This window comes from Streptomyces sp. NPDC040589 (genome assembly GCF_055594445.1).
On record NZ_JBVIWP010000002.1, the window covers coordinates 561,116 to 574,683 of the forward strand.

The 13,568-nt window shown below is 72.2% G+C and carries 13 protein-coding genes, 1 tRNA gene and 1 pseudogene; 10 read left to right on the forward strand and 5 right to left on the reverse strand.

Annotated elements, in window-relative coordinates:
* The first annotated feature begins 44 nt into the window (after nt 1-44).
* Both ACZ58V_RS09495 and dapE read left to right on the forward strand, forming a co-directional pair.
* Nucleotides 45-1,511, forward strand: coding sequence for an amino acid permease (locus ACZ58V_RS09495; protein WP_471289280.1), 1,467 nt, complete (start codon nt 45-47; stop codon nt 1,509-1,511).
* A complete protein-coding gene (gene dapE, locus ACZ58V_RS09500; RefSeq protein WP_471289281.1) occupies nt 1,508-2,587 on the forward strand; it encodes a succinyl-diaminopimelate desuccinylase in 1,080 nt (359 codons plus the stop codon). The genes ACZ58V_RS09495 and dapE overlap by 4 nt, the downstream gene beginning before the upstream one ends.
* A 28-nt stretch (nt 2,588-2,615) precedes the next feature.
* Here the strand turns inward: dapE and ACZ58V_RS09505 are convergent, their stop codons facing one another.
* Nucleotides 2,616-4,220 carry a PucR family transcriptional regulator gene (locus ACZ58V_RS09505; RefSeq protein ID WP_471289284.1) on the reverse strand — a complete coding sequence of 535 codons (1,605 nt, stop codon included), beginning with the start codon at nt 4,218-4,220 and terminating at the stop codon, nt 2,616-2,618.
* Between the two features lie 157 nt (nt 4,221-4,377).
* Between ACZ58V_RS09505 and ACZ58V_RS09510 the strand changes: the two genes are divergently transcribed.
* The 5 genes from ACZ58V_RS09510 (at nt 4,378) to ACZ58V_RS09530 (ending at nt 8,134) form a co-directional block, all read left to right on the forward strand.
* Nucleotides 4,378-5,340: a chorismate synthase gene (locus ACZ58V_RS09510; protein WP_471289287.1), complete on the forward strand. Its 963-nt coding sequence runs from the start codon at nt 4,378-4,380 to the stop codon at nt 5,338-5,340.
* Nucleotides 5,337-6,452, forward strand: a complete 1,116-nt coding sequence (gene menC, locus ACZ58V_RS09515; protein ID WP_471289289.1) for an o-succinylbenzoate synthase — start codon at nt 5,337-5,339, stop codon at nt 6,450-6,452. The genes ACZ58V_RS09510 and menC overlap by 4 nt, the downstream gene beginning before the upstream one ends.
* Before the next feature lie 320 nt (nt 6,453-6,772).
* On the forward strand, nt 6,773-7,234 hold the full coding sequence (locus tag ACZ58V_RS09520; RefSeq protein WP_468184616.1) for a hypothetical protein: 462 nt from the start codon (nt 6,773-6,775) through the stop codon (nt 7,232-7,234).
* A 113-nt stretch (nt 7,235-7,347) separates the two neighbouring features.
* Nucleotides 7,348-7,797 carry an SRPBCC family protein gene (locus ACZ58V_RS09525; protein ID WP_471289292.1) on the forward strand — a complete coding sequence of 150 codons (450 nt, stop codon included), beginning with the start codon at nt 7,348-7,350 and terminating at the stop codon, nt 7,795-7,797.
* A 178-nt stretch (nt 7,798-7,975) separates the two neighbouring features.
* On the forward strand, nt 7,976-8,134 hold the full coding sequence (locus ACZ58V_RS09530; protein WP_471289959.1) for a hypothetical protein: 159 nt from the start codon (nt 7,976-7,978) through the stop codon (nt 8,132-8,134).
* Between the two features lie 142 nt (nt 8,135-8,276).
* On the opposite strand, the gene ACZ58V_RS09535 is transcribed toward ACZ58V_RS09530, so the two are convergent.
* From ACZ58V_RS09535 to ACZ58V_RS09545, 3 genes and pseudogenes are all read right to left on the reverse strand, one after another.
* On the reverse strand, nt 8,277-9,338 hold the full coding sequence (locus ACZ58V_RS09535) for an NAD(+)/NADH kinase (RefSeq protein ID WP_468184611.1): 1,062 nt from the start codon (nt 9,336-9,338) through the stop codon (nt 8,277-8,279).
* Between the two features lie 258 nt (nt 9,339-9,596).
* A pseudogene (locus ACZ58V_RS09540) lies at nt 9,597-10,157 on the reverse strand (aldo/keto reductase); the annotation flags it as partial.
* Nucleotides 10,158-10,269: 112 nt separating this feature from the next.
* A tRNA-Pro gene (locus ACZ58V_RS09545) sits at nt 10,270-10,343 on the reverse strand.
* A 100-nt stretch (nt 10,344-10,443) separates the two neighbouring features.
* On the opposite strand from ACZ58V_RS09545, the gene ACZ58V_RS09550 reads away from it, so the two are divergent.
* From ACZ58V_RS09550 to ACZ58V_RS09560, 3 genes are all read left to right on the forward strand, one after another.
* Nucleotides 10,444-11,010, forward strand: coding sequence for a DUF309 domain-containing protein (locus ACZ58V_RS09550; RefSeq protein ID WP_468184609.1), 567 nt, complete (start codon nt 10,444-10,446; stop codon nt 11,008-11,010).
* A 73-nt stretch (nt 11,011-11,083) separates the two neighbouring features.
* Nucleotides 11,084-11,854 carry a precorrin-6A synthase (deacetylating) gene (gene cobF / locus ACZ58V_RS09555; protein ID WP_471289295.1) on the forward strand — a complete coding sequence of 257 codons (771 nt, stop codon included), beginning with the start codon at nt 11,084-11,086 and terminating at the stop codon, nt 11,852-11,854.
* Between the two features lie 18 nt (nt 11,855-11,872).
* On the forward strand, nt 11,873-12,673 hold the full coding sequence (locus ACZ58V_RS09560) for an HAD-IIA family hydrolase (protein WP_471289298.1): 801 nt from the start codon (nt 11,873-11,875) through the stop codon (nt 12,671-12,673).
* Nucleotides 12,674-12,746: 73 nt separating this feature from the next.
* On the opposite strand, the gene ACZ58V_RS09565 is transcribed toward ACZ58V_RS09560, so the two are convergent.
* Complete coding sequence (locus ACZ58V_RS09565) at nt 12,747-13,520, reverse strand: sulfite exporter TauE/SafE family protein (RefSeq protein ID WP_468184601.1); 774 nt, start codon at nt 13,518-13,520, stop codon at nt 12,747-12,749.
* Nucleotides 13,521-13,568 lie beyond the last annotated feature (48 nt).

Below are 13,568 nucleotides of genomic sequence, written 5' to 3' on the forward strand. Positions count from 1 at the left end.
GCATCATCAAGGGCCGGAGCGGGAGTCGTGAGAGGAGTGAACGCGTGGACAGTGTGCGAACCAGGCCGCGGAGATCCGTTGGCGAGGCCGGTATCCGCGGCAGGCTGACGCGGCGGCGGGACATCGCCGATCTGGTGGCCGAGGCCGGCCGCGGTCAGCTCCGCCGGACCATGGGGCTCACCCAGCTCACACTGCTCGGTGTGGGTGCCACGCTGGGCACCGGGATCTTCGTCGTGCTCGGCCAGGCGGTGCCCGAAGCGGGCCCGGCCGTCGTGTTCTCCTTCGTGCTCGCCGGGCTCACCGCGTTGTTCTCCGCCCTGTCCTACGCCGAGCTGGCCGGCATGATCCCCGGTGCCGGGTCCTCGTACAGCTACGCCTACGCCACGCTCGGCGAGCTGGTCGCCTGGGTCTGCGGCTGGTGTCTGGTGCTGGAGTACGGCGTCTCGGTGGCCGCCGTCGCGGTCGGCTGGGGCCAGTACGTGAACGAGCTGCTGGAGCTCACCGTCGGCTGGACGCTGCCCGCTTCGCTGGCCGCCCCGCCCGGCGCGGGCGGCGTGCTGAACGTCCCGGCCGCCGCGATCGTCGCCCTCGCCATGGTGGTGCTGCTGCGCGGTTCCCGGGAGAGCGCTGTCGTGAACGCGGTCATGGTGGCGGTGAAGGTGGCGGCCCTCGTGCTGTTCTGCGCCGTCGCCTTCACCGCGTTCCGCGCCGGCAACTTCCGGCCGCTGTTCCCGCTCGGCATGGCCGGGGTGAGCGCGGGCGCCGCCTCGCTGTTCTTCTCGTACATCGGCTTCGACGCCGCCTCGACCGCCGGTGAGGAGGCGAAGAACCCGCAGCGCGACCTGCCGCGCGCCATCCTCCTCTCCCTCGGGCTGATCACCGCGCTGTACTGCGCGGTGGCCGTCGCGGCGGTCGGCGCGATGCCGTGGCAGCGGTTCGCGGGCACCGAGGCCACCCTGAGCGAGGTGCTGGTCCACGCGGTCGGCGGTGGCACCCTGTGGCCCGTCCTGCTCTCCGTCGGGGCGGTCGTCGCCACCACGAGCGTCGTGCTCGCCGTGCAGTACGGGCAGACCCGCATCCTGTTCTCGATGGCGCGCGACGGGCTCGTCCCGCCGCTGTTCGCCAAGGTCCACGCACGGACCGGCGTGCCCCGCGCCAACATCGTCATCGTGTCCGCGTTCGTCATGGTGCTCGCCGCCCTGGTACCGCTGGGCGCGCTCGCCGACGCCACCAGCATCGGCACACTGTTCGCCTTCGCGCTGGTCAACGCCGCCGTCCTGATCCTGCGCCGGCGCAGCCCCGGCGCGCCGCGCAGCTTCCGGGTACCGCTCGCGCCCCTGACCTGCGCGCTGGGCGCCCTGTGCTGCGGCTACGTGATGTGGGGACTCGGCACCGACACCTGGATCGCGTTCGGCCTGTGGATGGCCGTCGGACTGGCCGTCTACGCGCTCTACGGCATCAGACACTCCCGGCTCGGCCGGCCCGCACCGCAGACGGAGAGCACGGAATGATCCCGCTGGAACCGGCCGCGAACCCGGTGGACCCGGTGGACCTGGTGGACCTCGCCCGGGCCCTGGTGGACACCCCCTCCGAGAGCGGCGAGGAGGCCGGCCTCGCCGACGCCGTGGAGTCCGCGCTGCGCGCCCACCCGCACCTCACCGTCGTACGCATCGGCAACTCTGTCGTGGCCCGCACCGAAACGGGCCGCGCCGAGCGCGTGATCATCGCCGGACACCTGGACACCGTCCCGGCCGCCGGGAACCTGCCCTCCCGGCTGGATGGCGAGCGGCTGTACGGGCTCGGGGCGTGCGACATGAAGGGGGGCGTCGCCGTCGCCCTGCGGCTCGCGGCCGGCCTCGCCGCGCCGGTGCGGGACGTGACGTACGTCTTCTACGAGTGCGAGGAGGTCGCCGGCGACCGGAACGGCCTCAAGCGCATCGCCGCCGACCGCCCCGACCTGCTCGAAGCGGACCTCGCCATCCTCATGGAACCGTCCGACGCGGGCGTCGAGGCGGGCTGCCAGGGCGTCCTGAACGCGGACATCACCGTGCGCGGCGAGCGCGCCCACACCGCCCGCTCCTGGAGGGGCGTCAACGCCGCGCACCGAGCGGCCGCCGTACTCCGGCGCCTCGACGACCACAGCGCCGAGCGGATCGTCATCGACGGACTGGAGTACCGCGAGGGGCTGAACGCGGTCGCCGTCCGTGCGGGCATCGCCGACAACGTCGTCCCCGACACCTGCGTGATCAGCGTCAACCTGCGTTTCGCGCCGAGCCGTTCGCCCGAGCAGGCGGAGGCGTATCTGCGCGCGCTGTTCCCCGAGTACGAGGTGGAGGTCACCGAGGTGGTGCCGGGCGCCCTGCCCGGGCTCGGCCAGGGACCGGTGGCCTCGCTGGTCGAGGCGCTGGGTACGGTTCCCCGCCCCAAGCTGGGCTGGACGGACGTGGCCCGCTTCACCGCGCTCGGCACTCCCGCGCTCAACTACGGCCCCGGCGACCCGACGCTGGCGCACACCGCCGGGGAGTACGTGACCGTCGGGCAACTGCGGGAGTGCGAGCGGCGGCTCGCCGCCTGGCTGAGCGGCTGACCACCCACGCGAGACAGCCGGCCGGGCGTCAGGACCGGCCGGTGCCGCGCAGGCCCCCGAGCGTGCGCAACTGCAGCCACAGCACCAACCGCTCGTCCGGGTCGTCCAGATCGACGCCGAGGTGCTGCTGCGCCTGTCTGAGGCGGTACCGGCAGGTGTTGGGGTGGACGGCGAGCAGCCCGGCCGCCCGCGCGACGTCGCCCCCGGCGTCCAGCCAGCACACCAGGGTCCTGGCGTAGTCGGTGCCGTGCCCGGCGTCGTACGCCAGGACCTCCCGCCAGGACCCGGCCGTCAACTCCCGCTGCCCGTGCATGAGTTCCCGCAGCCTCAGCAGCGTGACCCGGGCCCGTACCTGCGTCACGGCGGCGACGTCCTCCCCCGGGCCGAGCACCCGCAGCACCAGGTCGGCATCGTCCCGCGAGCCGCGCACGGCCGCCGGCTCCGCCACCGCCTCGCCCAGCCCGGCCCGCACCCGGATCCGCAGCGCCTGGGCCGCGCGCCGCACGATGTCCACGGCCAGGCGCCGGTGCCGCTCGTCGCGCCCGCCCGATCCGCTCGGCTCCGCACCGGTCACCGGCAGCAGCGCGTACACACGCCCGTCGACCAGCACACACGCGTGCCGCCCGTACCGCGCCTCGCAGTGCAGCCGTACGAGGTCGAGCAGCCGCAGCGCGGTCTGTTCCTGGTCGGGCGTGGACTCGGCGCCGTCGAGGACGAAGGCCACGACCCGTACCGGGGTTCCCTCGGCGAGGCCGAGGCGGTGCGCGGCGCCCACCGGATCGGCGCTGCCGTCGAGGAGACGGCGCAGCAGGTCGCTCGTCAGCTGCCGGGACAGCTCCTCGCCGGCCCGCGCCCGCAGCAGGAGCAGGGCGGCCGTGGACGCGCCACGGGCGAGCGCCTCCTCGCCATCGGGGGCGAGATGTCCGTCGTCGACGACCCACACCGACCCCAGCGTCTCGCCGCCCGCGCGGATCGCCACGGCGAGCCGCGGCAGCTCCTCGCCGTCCAGCGCGGCGAGGCGTACGGGACCGGGGGCGGCGAACAGGACGCGGTACTGCTCGCTGTTCTCGGGACTGCTCGGCACCTGACGGCCCAGAATGCCCTGCCGCCGGGCCTCGTCGACACCCTGCCGGGGCAGGGTGGAATACGCCAGGATCCGCTGCCGGGCGTCCTCGATGACGGTCGCCCCGCCCACCGCCGCGGCCACCGCGTTGGCCAGCGAGAACAGGTCCCCGAACGCCGCTCCGCTGTCCCCCGGTCCCGGCCGGGACCCGATCGCCGAGGCCAGCAGCAGATGGACGTGATGCCAGGCGGCCTCCTCGTCGACGGCGAGCAGCGCGAGGCCGTGGGCCTTCGCCGCGGCCACCGTCTCGGGCTGCGAGGCCCCGCCCCGTACGACGAGTCCGGCCACCCCGGCCGCGGCGGCGTCGCGCGCCAGCGGCTCGATCCGGCCAGGAGGCAGCCCGACGGTCAGCACCAGGGCACCGGGCGCGCTGCGCGGGAACGGGTCCCCGTGGCCGTACAGCAGGATCTCGGTGACGGGCGTGGCGAGGCCGTCCGCCGGGGCGGCGAGCACACGGAGCAGGGGCTCGCCGAGGGTGCCGATCAGTTCCTCGAGGGTGCGGGCGTCCATGGGTGGTCGGGCTCCTGGGACGGTGGTGTACGGAGGGGGCGGGGGGATTCCGCCGGTCGATGATCCCGGCCGGCCTTGGCCGATCGCAACAGAGGCACGTGCCTTCATTGTGCCTGCCGACAACGGCCGCCGGGCCCCGGCGACGGAGACTCACCGCATGACACCTGTGACGATCTCCGCCGCCGGGTCCGGGCCGGCGGACGCACCCCGCACGGCCGGGGGAACAGCGCCCGGTGCCTGGGCGGGCATCGCCGACGCCGCGGCCCGCACCGCCGCGGTCACGGTCCGTACGGTGGACGACGTGGCCGGCATCCACGCCGTGGCCGACTTCCTCGCCGACGTGTGGCAGACGCCCAGGGCCACCCCGCCGTACCCGGCCGAGGTGCTGCACAGCCTGGTGCACGCCGGCGGCGCGGTGCACGCCGCGTACGCCGCCGGACCGTCGGGCGAGCGGCTCGCCGGGGCGGCGGTGGCGGTGTTCGGTGCCCCCGCCGAGCGGGACGTGTACTCGTTCGTCGCGGCGGCGACCTCGGCGGGCCGGGGCGTGGGCTTCGCGGTCAAGCAGGCGCAGCGTCTGTGGGCGCTGGAGCGGGGCGCCACCACCATGCGCTGGACCTTCGACCCGCTGGTCCGCCGCAACGCCCGCTTCAACCTGGTCAAGCTGGGGGCGGTCGGCAGCGAGTACCTGGTCGACTTCTACGGGCCGATGAACGACGGCGTGAACGACGGCGACGAGAGCGACCGGCTGACCGTCACGTGGAACCTGGCGACGGGGACCACGCGCACGGACGACCCCAGCGCGGACCGCTCGGCGGCCGACGTCGTGAACCGGGCACCGGACGACGGACCGCTCGCCCTGCGCGACGCGGACCGGCTGTGGTGCCGCGTGCCCGAGGACATCGTCGCGCTGCGCGCCGCCGACCCGGCCCTCGCGCTCGCGTGGCGGCACGCCGTCCGGGGGGTGTTCACCGAGGCGTACGCCGAGGGCCTGCGCGCGACGGCCATGTCACGCGACGGCTGGTACCTGCTGACCCGTTCGTCGTGCGACAGTCCCGGCGAGCTTTCCCAAGAGGCGTGCCACGAGACGCCCTGCAAGACGCCCCACGAAAGGCAGCGATGAAGCTCGAACGCGTGGAGCTGCTCCACGTCGCCATCCCGCTCGTCACCCCCTTCCGCACTTCGTTCGGGACGATGACCAGCAAGGACACCTTCCTGCTGCACGTGGTGACCGACGAGGCCGAGGGCTGGTCGGAGTTCGCCGCCGACCCCGAGCCCCTGTACTGCTCGGAGTTCGTCGCCGGCGCCGAGATCGTCATCCGGGACTTCCTGCTGCCGCGCGTGACCGCCCTCCCCGCGCCGACGACGGCGGCCGTCGCCCCCGCCATGGCCTCCGTCAAGGGCCATGAACTGGCCAAGGCGGCCCTGGAAACCGCCCTCCTGGACGCCGAACTCCGCGCCTACGGGATGTCCCTGGCGACGTTCCTCGGCTCGGTGCACGAACGGGTGCCCGCGGGCGTCTCGGTCGGCATCAAGAACTCCGTGCCCGAACTGCTGGACGACGTCGAGCGCTACCTCGCCGAGGGCTACCTCCGCATCAAGCTGAAGATCGAGCCGGGCTGGGACGTGGAGCCGGTGCGCGCGGTACGTGAACGCTTCGGCGACGCACTCCCGCTCCAGGTCGACGCCAACACCGCCTACACGCTCGCCGACGCCGACCACCTGCGCGCACTCGACGGCTTCGGGCTGCTGTTGATCGAGGAGCCGCTGGAGGAGAACAACCTCCACGCCCACGCCCGGCTCCAGCAGCGCCTGCGCACCCCGGTCTGTCTCGACGAGTCGATCCACTCGGCGCGTGACGCCGCGTCCGCGATCGCCATGGACGCCTGCCGGGTCGTCAACGTCAAACCGGCCCGCGTCGGCGGCTACCTCGAAGCCCGCCGCATCCACGACGTGTGCGCCGCCCACGGCGTGCCGGTGTGGTGCGGCGGCATGCTGGAGACGGGCATCGGCCGCGCCCCCAACCTGGCGCTGGCCGCCCTCCCGGGCTGCACCCTCACCGGCGACACCTCGGCCTCCCGCCGCTACTTCGCAGAGGACATCACGGAACCCTTCACTCTCCACGACGGCCACCTCCCCGTACCCACGTCCCCGGGCATCGGCATCACCCCCCTCATGGACGCCCTCGCACGCTTCACGACGTCGAGGCGGGAGCTGTACGCGGCGCGGCGGTGACGTCGTGCGCGCACGAGAGCGATATCCGTTGCACGGCGTGTTTTCCATGCACGACACGCCAGCAACCGTGTGACAGAGCGTCAGCCGGATCCCCCGAGCGGTCCAGCCGCCTCGCCAAGTGCCTTACGTTTCAGTCTTTCTGATGGAACATCATGACAGTGGCCCTGAACCCTCGAACACCCGATCGGCCCCTTTTCGTCGCCCCTCAAAAATCCCCGAGGTGGCGTCAGGAATAGGCATGCGTATGTTCATTCATGGTCGGCCGCTCAGCTGACACCCATGAGATATGGAGAAACGGAATGCCTCTGAGGAAAAACGGAATGCGCACGCGTACCGTTGTCGCGATCGCATTGTCGGTGGGCATCACTGTCCTTGCCGCAGCCGGCGTGAACTACGCCTCGGCTTCCAGTCCGGCCCCGAAGTCCGCCCTGTCGGTCCAGCAGGCCGCTGCATCCGCTCCCCTGGGAGGCGACGGCCAGACGCACTACGGCCACGGGAACGAGGACGACGGACGAGTCCACGTCAATGAGCGAATGTACTCGGCCGAGCCGGGTGTGTGCACCGCCGTGATCAGCAGTCCCGCGACCAGCTTCAACGTCCGAAACGAGAGTGACAGGACCGTCGAATTCTTCATCGGCATCACCTGCGACAACGGCTCTGCGATTGCCACCATCGGGCCTCGGAACTCCAGCAGCGCAATCCCCGGCACGACGGTATTCGACGGGGCCGTGGTGCCCTTCGCGCTTGTCGGCAGCTTCCGGGCGATCGACAAGCACCACTGACCCCACACGGATCAGGGACAGCGACGCGCCTTCCTGTACGGCACTTGGCACCGGCCCGCCACAATCGGGCCGGGCCCGTGCAGGTGAGGGGGGCGGACGATCGAGGAGTGCTCATGTCAGGACAGTTCGAAGCGACCATCGAGATCAACCGGCCGGTCGAAGCGGTCTTCGACTACCTCGCCGACGGACGCAACGATCCGCAGTTCAGCCCCCGCGTGCTCAAGATCGAGCGGGTTCCCGATGCCCCGACCACTGTGGGAACGGTCTTCCGCAGCACGGTCAAGGACGCCGGGATGAAAACGGCCAGGGAGTTCCGCATCACCGACCTCGAGGCTCCGGTGAGGATCCGGTGGGCCGAGGTGTCGAAGAACAGCGTGACGGCCGGCGAAGGCGGCTACGACCTGGAGCCTCTGGCCGGTGGCAGGACCCGGGTCCGCATCTTCAACGTGCTGGAGGGCCACGGCATTGGCAAGCTCCTCGTCGGACTGGCGCTCACCGCTGCCCGCAAGGATGCCGCCGCCTTCGGCGCGCGGATCAAGGCAGCGGCTGAAGCCGCGATGTGACCGGCTCCTTCAGAACCGGACCTGCCGGATGACCTCTGGCCACCTGTGACAGGTCTATGACCAGCACGAACAGGAACCGCGCTTACCGCAAACGCGTACGCCGCCACGTCCACGAAGAAACGCTCGCCCCGACGACGACCGAGCGACGCGAGGTCGGCCGCGTGACGTCCTCATCGACATGAAGTACTGCGGCATCTGTCGCTCCGGCATCCATCACGCCCGTGACGGCCGGGGCGCCGTAGGCGCCCCGGCCGAGCAGATCGACGAGGCGTACGACCGCGTCCTCGTCTCCGATGTCCGCTACCGCTTCGTCATCGACACGACGACGCTGAGCTGATCCACGGTCAGTTCGCGGCCCGGTCGAGCCCGGGCCGGCGGCCTGCCGAGTGACTCGCCCGAGCCGACGCCGTGAGGGTCGGGGAACGCGTGGCCGGGCACGTTCTTGGGTCCGTCCGCGGTCAGGCAGGGGCATCAGTCGGTCAGGAACGGTCCGGGGCTGTCAGCAGGGCCAGATGGGCGAGGTCCCCGGGTGGGGGCGTCGTGACCGACCACAGCGGGGCGGCGGTACCGTCGGCGACAGCGGCGGGGGCGTCCGTCAGGTTCATCCGCTCGCGGAGCCTGCCGTAGAAGTCCATCGGGCCCAGCCGGACGGCCCGCAGGCGACGCGGGGCTGCGTACACGCCGATCCAGTCCCCCGGATCGAGCACGCCCCGCAGCTGCCCGTCGATACTGACCGCGGCCGGCCCCGACCGTTCCAGGAGGCGCAGCCCGACGGGCTCGTCGGGGGCGGTGACGACCGAGCGGTCGAAGGCCATGTGCGGGGCGACCGGCGTGAAGACGAGGGCCTCCGCTCGGGGTGAGACGACGGGGCCGCCGGCGGCGAAGCTGTAGGCCGTCGAGCCGGTCGGCGTGGCGACGAGCAGCGCGTCGGCCGAGTAGGAGGCCAGGAGTCTGCCGGAGACGTAGACCCCGACCGACACCTGCCGGTCCCGGACCAGCTTCTCGAGCACGATGTCGTTGAGCGCGGTGACGTCCAGCGGGATGCCCCACTCCTTGTCGACCTCGCAGTCGGGCCGCACCTGCGGAGGCGGCAGGAGCGGCCCCCGTCCGTATTCGATGAGGGTCTCCATGCCCGACGGCACCTCCAGTCGGCGCGAGGCACGCAGGGCGAGCAGCATGCGGCTGTCGATCTCGAACCGGTCCTCGCGCACCGCGTCCAGTGCCGAACGCACCGCGGAGGCGGACACCTCCGTCAGAAAGCCCACCCGGCCCAGGTCGGCACCCAGCACGAGGGCGTCGGCGGCAGCGGCCAGCCGGGCGCCGCGCAGGAAGGTGCCGTCGCCGCCCAGGGTCACCACGAGGTCGGGACGGCCGGCGGCCTCCACCTCCTCACGGGAGCCGCGGCGCCCGCCGTCGTGCCACACGTCGATGTCCGCGCACCGCACGGCGTGTTCCTCGCACCACGCGCGGACCAGGCCGGCCGCCGCCACGGCCTCCGGGCGTCCGCCGTGCACGACCAAGCCCAGCCGGTTCACTGTCACATCCGCCTCCGGACGGTCTCGGTCACCAGGTGGTGGCCTCGGTGCGCAGCACGACCCAGGTGTCGCCCTCGCGGGCACAGCCGGTGGCCAGTCGCAGCGGGCCGTGTCGCCGTCGATGTCGAGGGTCGTGCTCTTCCCTTCGATGGTGTGGTAGACGAACCGGCCTTGTCTCATCTGTGCCAGCCATACGGCCTCCGGCCGCACGTAGCCGGTCATGTGGGTGCGGACTCGGTGGTCTCCGGCCGGACTGTGTGCCTGTCACCGGCCGAGCAGCCGCATGCCCGCCTCGTCGTGGTGGTCACCGGCGGCTGCGGGCAACTGGTCGAGCTTCTCGATCTGCTCGCTGGTCAGGACGATGCCGTCGGCGGCGCTGTTCTCCTCGACCCGCTCCACGCGCTTGGTGCCGGGGATGGGGGCGATGTCGTCGCCCTGCGCGAGCAGCCAGGCCAGGGCCACCTGCCCGGGTGTCCCGCCGACTTCGTCGGCGACGGCCTTGACCTCGTCGGCCAGGCGCAGGTTGCGCTGGAAGTTCTCACCGGTGAAGCGCGGGTTGTTCTTGCGCCAGTCGGTGTCGTCGAAGTCGTCGGTCGAGCGGATCTGTCCGGTGAGGAAACCGTGGCCCAGCGGCGAGTAGGGCACGAAGCCGATACCCAGCTCCCGCAGGAGCGGCAGCACCTCCGGTTCCGGATCACGAGTCCACAGGGAGTACTCCGACTGCAGGGCCGCCACCGGGTGGACGGCGTGGGCACGCCGGATGGTCTCCACGCCGGCCTCGGACAGCCCGACGTGGCGGACCTTGCCCTCTGCGACCAGCCGCCCTGCCCCCACCGCGGCAGCGCACGCACCCGGACGTACACAAGATCAGAGCTGAATGACGAAGGGCCGGTTTCGGATGTCTCCGAAACCGGCCCTCACTCGCGACTCTCATCAGTCGGGACGACAGGATTTGAACCTGCGACCCCTTGACCCCCAGTCAAGTGCGCTACCAAGCTGCGCCACGTCCCGATGCGCGCTCACTCGCGGTGAAACCGCGTGATCGCGCGAACAGCACCTTACCCCACACCCCTGGCCGCGCCGAAAACGGCCCGGGCGGGACAATCGGCGTATGGGCAGCACAGACAGCAAGGGAAGCACAGGACGCACGGGAAGCACTTCAGCGGACCGGGCGGGCGACGCCCGGGACCGCGACAGCGAGGGGCGGGCACGCAACGCCCGGCCCCGGGACGGTCTCGGGCGGCCCCTGCCGTACGGCACGGACGGCGTGCCCCGGCAGCCCGAGGGCGTGGTCCGCACGCCGGAGGAGACCGTCGCCGAGGCGCAGCGGCTGCTGGACGAGGGGAAGCCGTTCCACGCGCACGAGGTCTTCGAGGACGCCTGGAAGTCGGGCCCCGACGCGGAGCGCGAGCTGTGGCGCGGTCTCGCCCAGCTCGCCGTCGGCCTCACCCACGCCGCCCGAGGCAACCTCACGGGCGGGGCACGGCTGCTGCGACGCGGGGCGGGCGCGACCGAGACGTGGGCCTCCGGCTCCGGGCAGCCGCTGCCGCACGGCATCGACCTGGAGGGCATCGCCACCTGGGCCCGGGAACTGGCCCAGGACGTGGAACGGGACGGCCGCGCCGTGGACGCGGGGGCACGGGCGCCTCGGCTCCGGGGAGCAGGCGCGGGGCCCTGACCAGACCCCTGAGCAGGGGCGCGGGGGCTGAGCCGGTGCGGGTGCTGTCAGTGGTGTGCGGCAGACTCGGGGTGTGCGAAAGATTCATGTCATCGGTATCGGCGCGGGCGACCCCGAGCAACTGACCCTGCAGGCGGTCAGGGCGCTGCGGAGCACGGACGTGTTCTTCATCCTGGAGAAGGGCGAGGTGAAGGCGGACCTCACCCGGCTGCGCCGGGACATGCTCGACACGCACCTGCCGCAGGGGACGTACCGCGTCGTCGAGGCGCGTGACCCGGAGCGGGACCGGGCCGCCGACGGCGCGGCCTACTCCCCCGCCGTCGGGGACTGGCGCAGCGCCCGCGCCGACATCTACGAGCGGCTGATCGCGGAGGAACTCGGCGAGGAGGAGACCGGCGCGTTCCTGGTGTGGGGAGACCCTTCGCTGTACGACAGCACGCTGGGGATCCTGGAGGAGGTGCTGGAGCGGGAGGCGGTGGCGTTCGAGTACGACGTCGTCCCCGGCGTCAGCAGCGTCTCGGCACTCGTCGCCCGGCACCGGACGGGTCTCAACCGCATCGCCCGGCCCGTGCAGATCACCACCGGGCGGCGGCTCGCGGAGGGCTTCCCGGAGGGCGTGGACGACGTGGTGGTGATGCTCGACGCCCACCAGACCTTCCGGCGGTACGCGCAGGAGGACGTCGACATCTACTGGGGCGCCTACATCGGCACTCCGGACGAGATCCTCGTCTCCGGCCCGATCGCCGAGGCCACGCCGCGCATCGAGCGGTTGCGTGCCGAGGCCCGTGAGCGCAAGGGCTGGATCATGGACACGTATCTGCTGCGCAGGCACCCCCGCGACTGACCGGGCTATCGTCCGGACATGGAGTCCGTGCGTGCCGTACTGATCGACATCGACGGGGTGCTCACCGTGTCGTGGCGGCCCTTGCCGGGGGCCGTGGAGGCGTTGCGGGAGATCCGGGAATCCGGGCTCGCCGTCCTGCTGGTCACGAACACGACCTCCCGTACGCGGGCTTCGATCGCCGGGACGCTGGCGGACGCGGGGTTCCCGGTGTCCGCCGAGGACATCCTGACCGCGCCCGCGGCCACGGCCGCCTATCTCGCCGAGCACTGTCCCGGCGCCCGGTGCGCCCTGCTGAACAGCGGCGACATCGAGGAGGATCTCGACGGCGTGACCCTCGTGGACGCGGCGGACACGAGGACCGTGCCGGATGTCGTGCTGGTCGGCGGGGCCGGTCCCGAGTTCGGCTGGGCGGCGCTCGACCGGGCCTTCGGGCAGCTGCAGCGCGGGGCCCGGCTGGTGGCGATGCACCGCAATCTGTACTGGCGTACGGACGAGGGGCTGCGACTGGACGCCGGTGCGTTCCTGGCCGGTCTCGAGCAGGCCGCCCGGGTGGAGGCCGAGATCACCGGCAAGCCGGCGCGGGCGTTCTTCGAGGCGGCGCTCGCCCGGGCGGGCGCCGGTGCGGGCGAGGCCGTGATGGTGGGGGACGACGTCGAGTCCGACGTGCTCGCGGCGCAGCGGGCCGGTGTCACCGGGGTCCTCGTGCGGACCGGCAAGTTCCAGCCGGAGGCGCTCCGGGCCGCCGACGGCACGCCCGACCACGTGATCGACTCCTTCGCGGACCTCCCGGCGCTGCTGCGGAGCTCCGCGGAGCGGTAGGCGCCGGTCAGCGCAGCGGTAGGTGCCCGTCAGCGGAGCGGTAGGTGCCCGTCAGCGGAGCGGTAGGTGCCCGTCAGCGGAGCAGGAGCTGCAGTCCGCCCACGATCGTCGCCGCGATGACCAGCTGCTCGAACAGCCGCTGGTTGATCTTGTTCACCGCCCACTTGCCGAAGAGCGCGCCTGGTACGACGAACACGACGAGCGCCAGGTCGAGGAGCAGGGAGCGGCCGTCGATGAGGCCGAGGCCGGCGCTGAAGGGCAGCTTGGAGACGTTGACGATCAGGAAGAAGAAGGCCGACGTGCCGAGGAATCCGAGCTTGCGGAAGCCCGCGGAGAGCAGGTACATCGACATCACCGGGCCGCCCGCGTTGGCGACCATGGTGGTGAAGCCGCCGAGGACGCCATAGGAGCGGGCTTTGGCCCGGCCCGCCCGGCTGGTGACCGAGTCCGGTTGCTCCTCCGCGTCCGCCGTACGCCGGCGCCACACCGTCACGGCCGCCATCAGCAGCAGGATCGCGCCGATCGAGGTCCGTACGATCGCGTCGTCGGCCCACATCAGGAACACCGTGCCGACGACGACGCCCGCGGCGACCGCCGGGAACAGCCGCCACAGGGTGGGCCAGTGGGCGTGCCGCCGGTAGGTGGCGACGGCCAGCAGGTCTCCGGCGATCAGGACCGGCAGCAGGACGCCGGTGGAGGCGCGGGCGGGCAGCACCGCGGCGAAGATGGCGAGGCTGACCGTGTTGGCCCCGCTCACGGCGGTCTTCGAGAAACCGACGAGGAGGGCCGCGAAGGCGAGTGCGGCGAACTCCCAGCCGGTGATGTTCCAGAGCGTCATCGTGTCCATGCGAACACTGATGCTATGTGCAACGAACGGGGCGCCGCAGTGCCGTCT

Coding starts and splice junctions, on each gene's coding strand:
- dapE (WP_471289281.1), top strand. CDS start 1,508: ATGATCCCGCTGGAACCGGCCGCGAACCCGGTGGACCCGGTGGACCTG.
- ACZ58V_RS09505 (WP_471289284.1), bottom strand. CDS start 4,220: ATGGACGCCCGCACCCTCGAGGAACTGATCGGCACCCTCGGCGAGCCC.
- ACZ58V_RS09510 (WP_471289287.1), top strand. CDS start 4,378: ATGACACCTGTGACGATCTCCGCCGCCGGGTCCGGGCCGGCGGACGCA.
- menC (WP_471289289.1), top strand. CDS start 5,337: ATGAAGCTCGAACGCGTGGAGCTGCTCCACGTCGCCATCCCGCTCGTC.
- ACZ58V_RS09520 (WP_468184616.1), top strand. CDS start 6,773: ATGCGCACGCGTACCGTTGTCGCGATCGCATTGTCGGTGGGCATCACT.
- ACZ58V_RS09525 (WP_471289292.1), top strand. CDS start 7,348: ATGTCAGGACAGTTCGAAGCGACCATCGAGATCAACCGGCCGGTCGAA.
- ACZ58V_RS09530 (WP_471289959.1), top strand. CDS start 7,976: ATGAAGTACTGCGGCATCTGTCGCTCCGGCATCCATCACGCCCGTGAC.
- ACZ58V_RS09550 (WP_468184609.1), top strand. CDS start 10,444: ATGGGCAGCACAGACAGCAAGGGAAGCACAGGACGCACGGGAAGCACT.
- ACZ58V_RS09560 (WP_471289298.1), top strand. CDS start 11,873: ATGGAGTCCGTGCGTGCCGTACTGATCGACATCGACGGGGTGCTCACC.
- ACZ58V_RS09565 (WP_468184601.1), bottom strand. CDS start 13,520: ATGGACACGATGACGCTCTGGAACATCACCGGCTGGGAGTTCGCCGCA.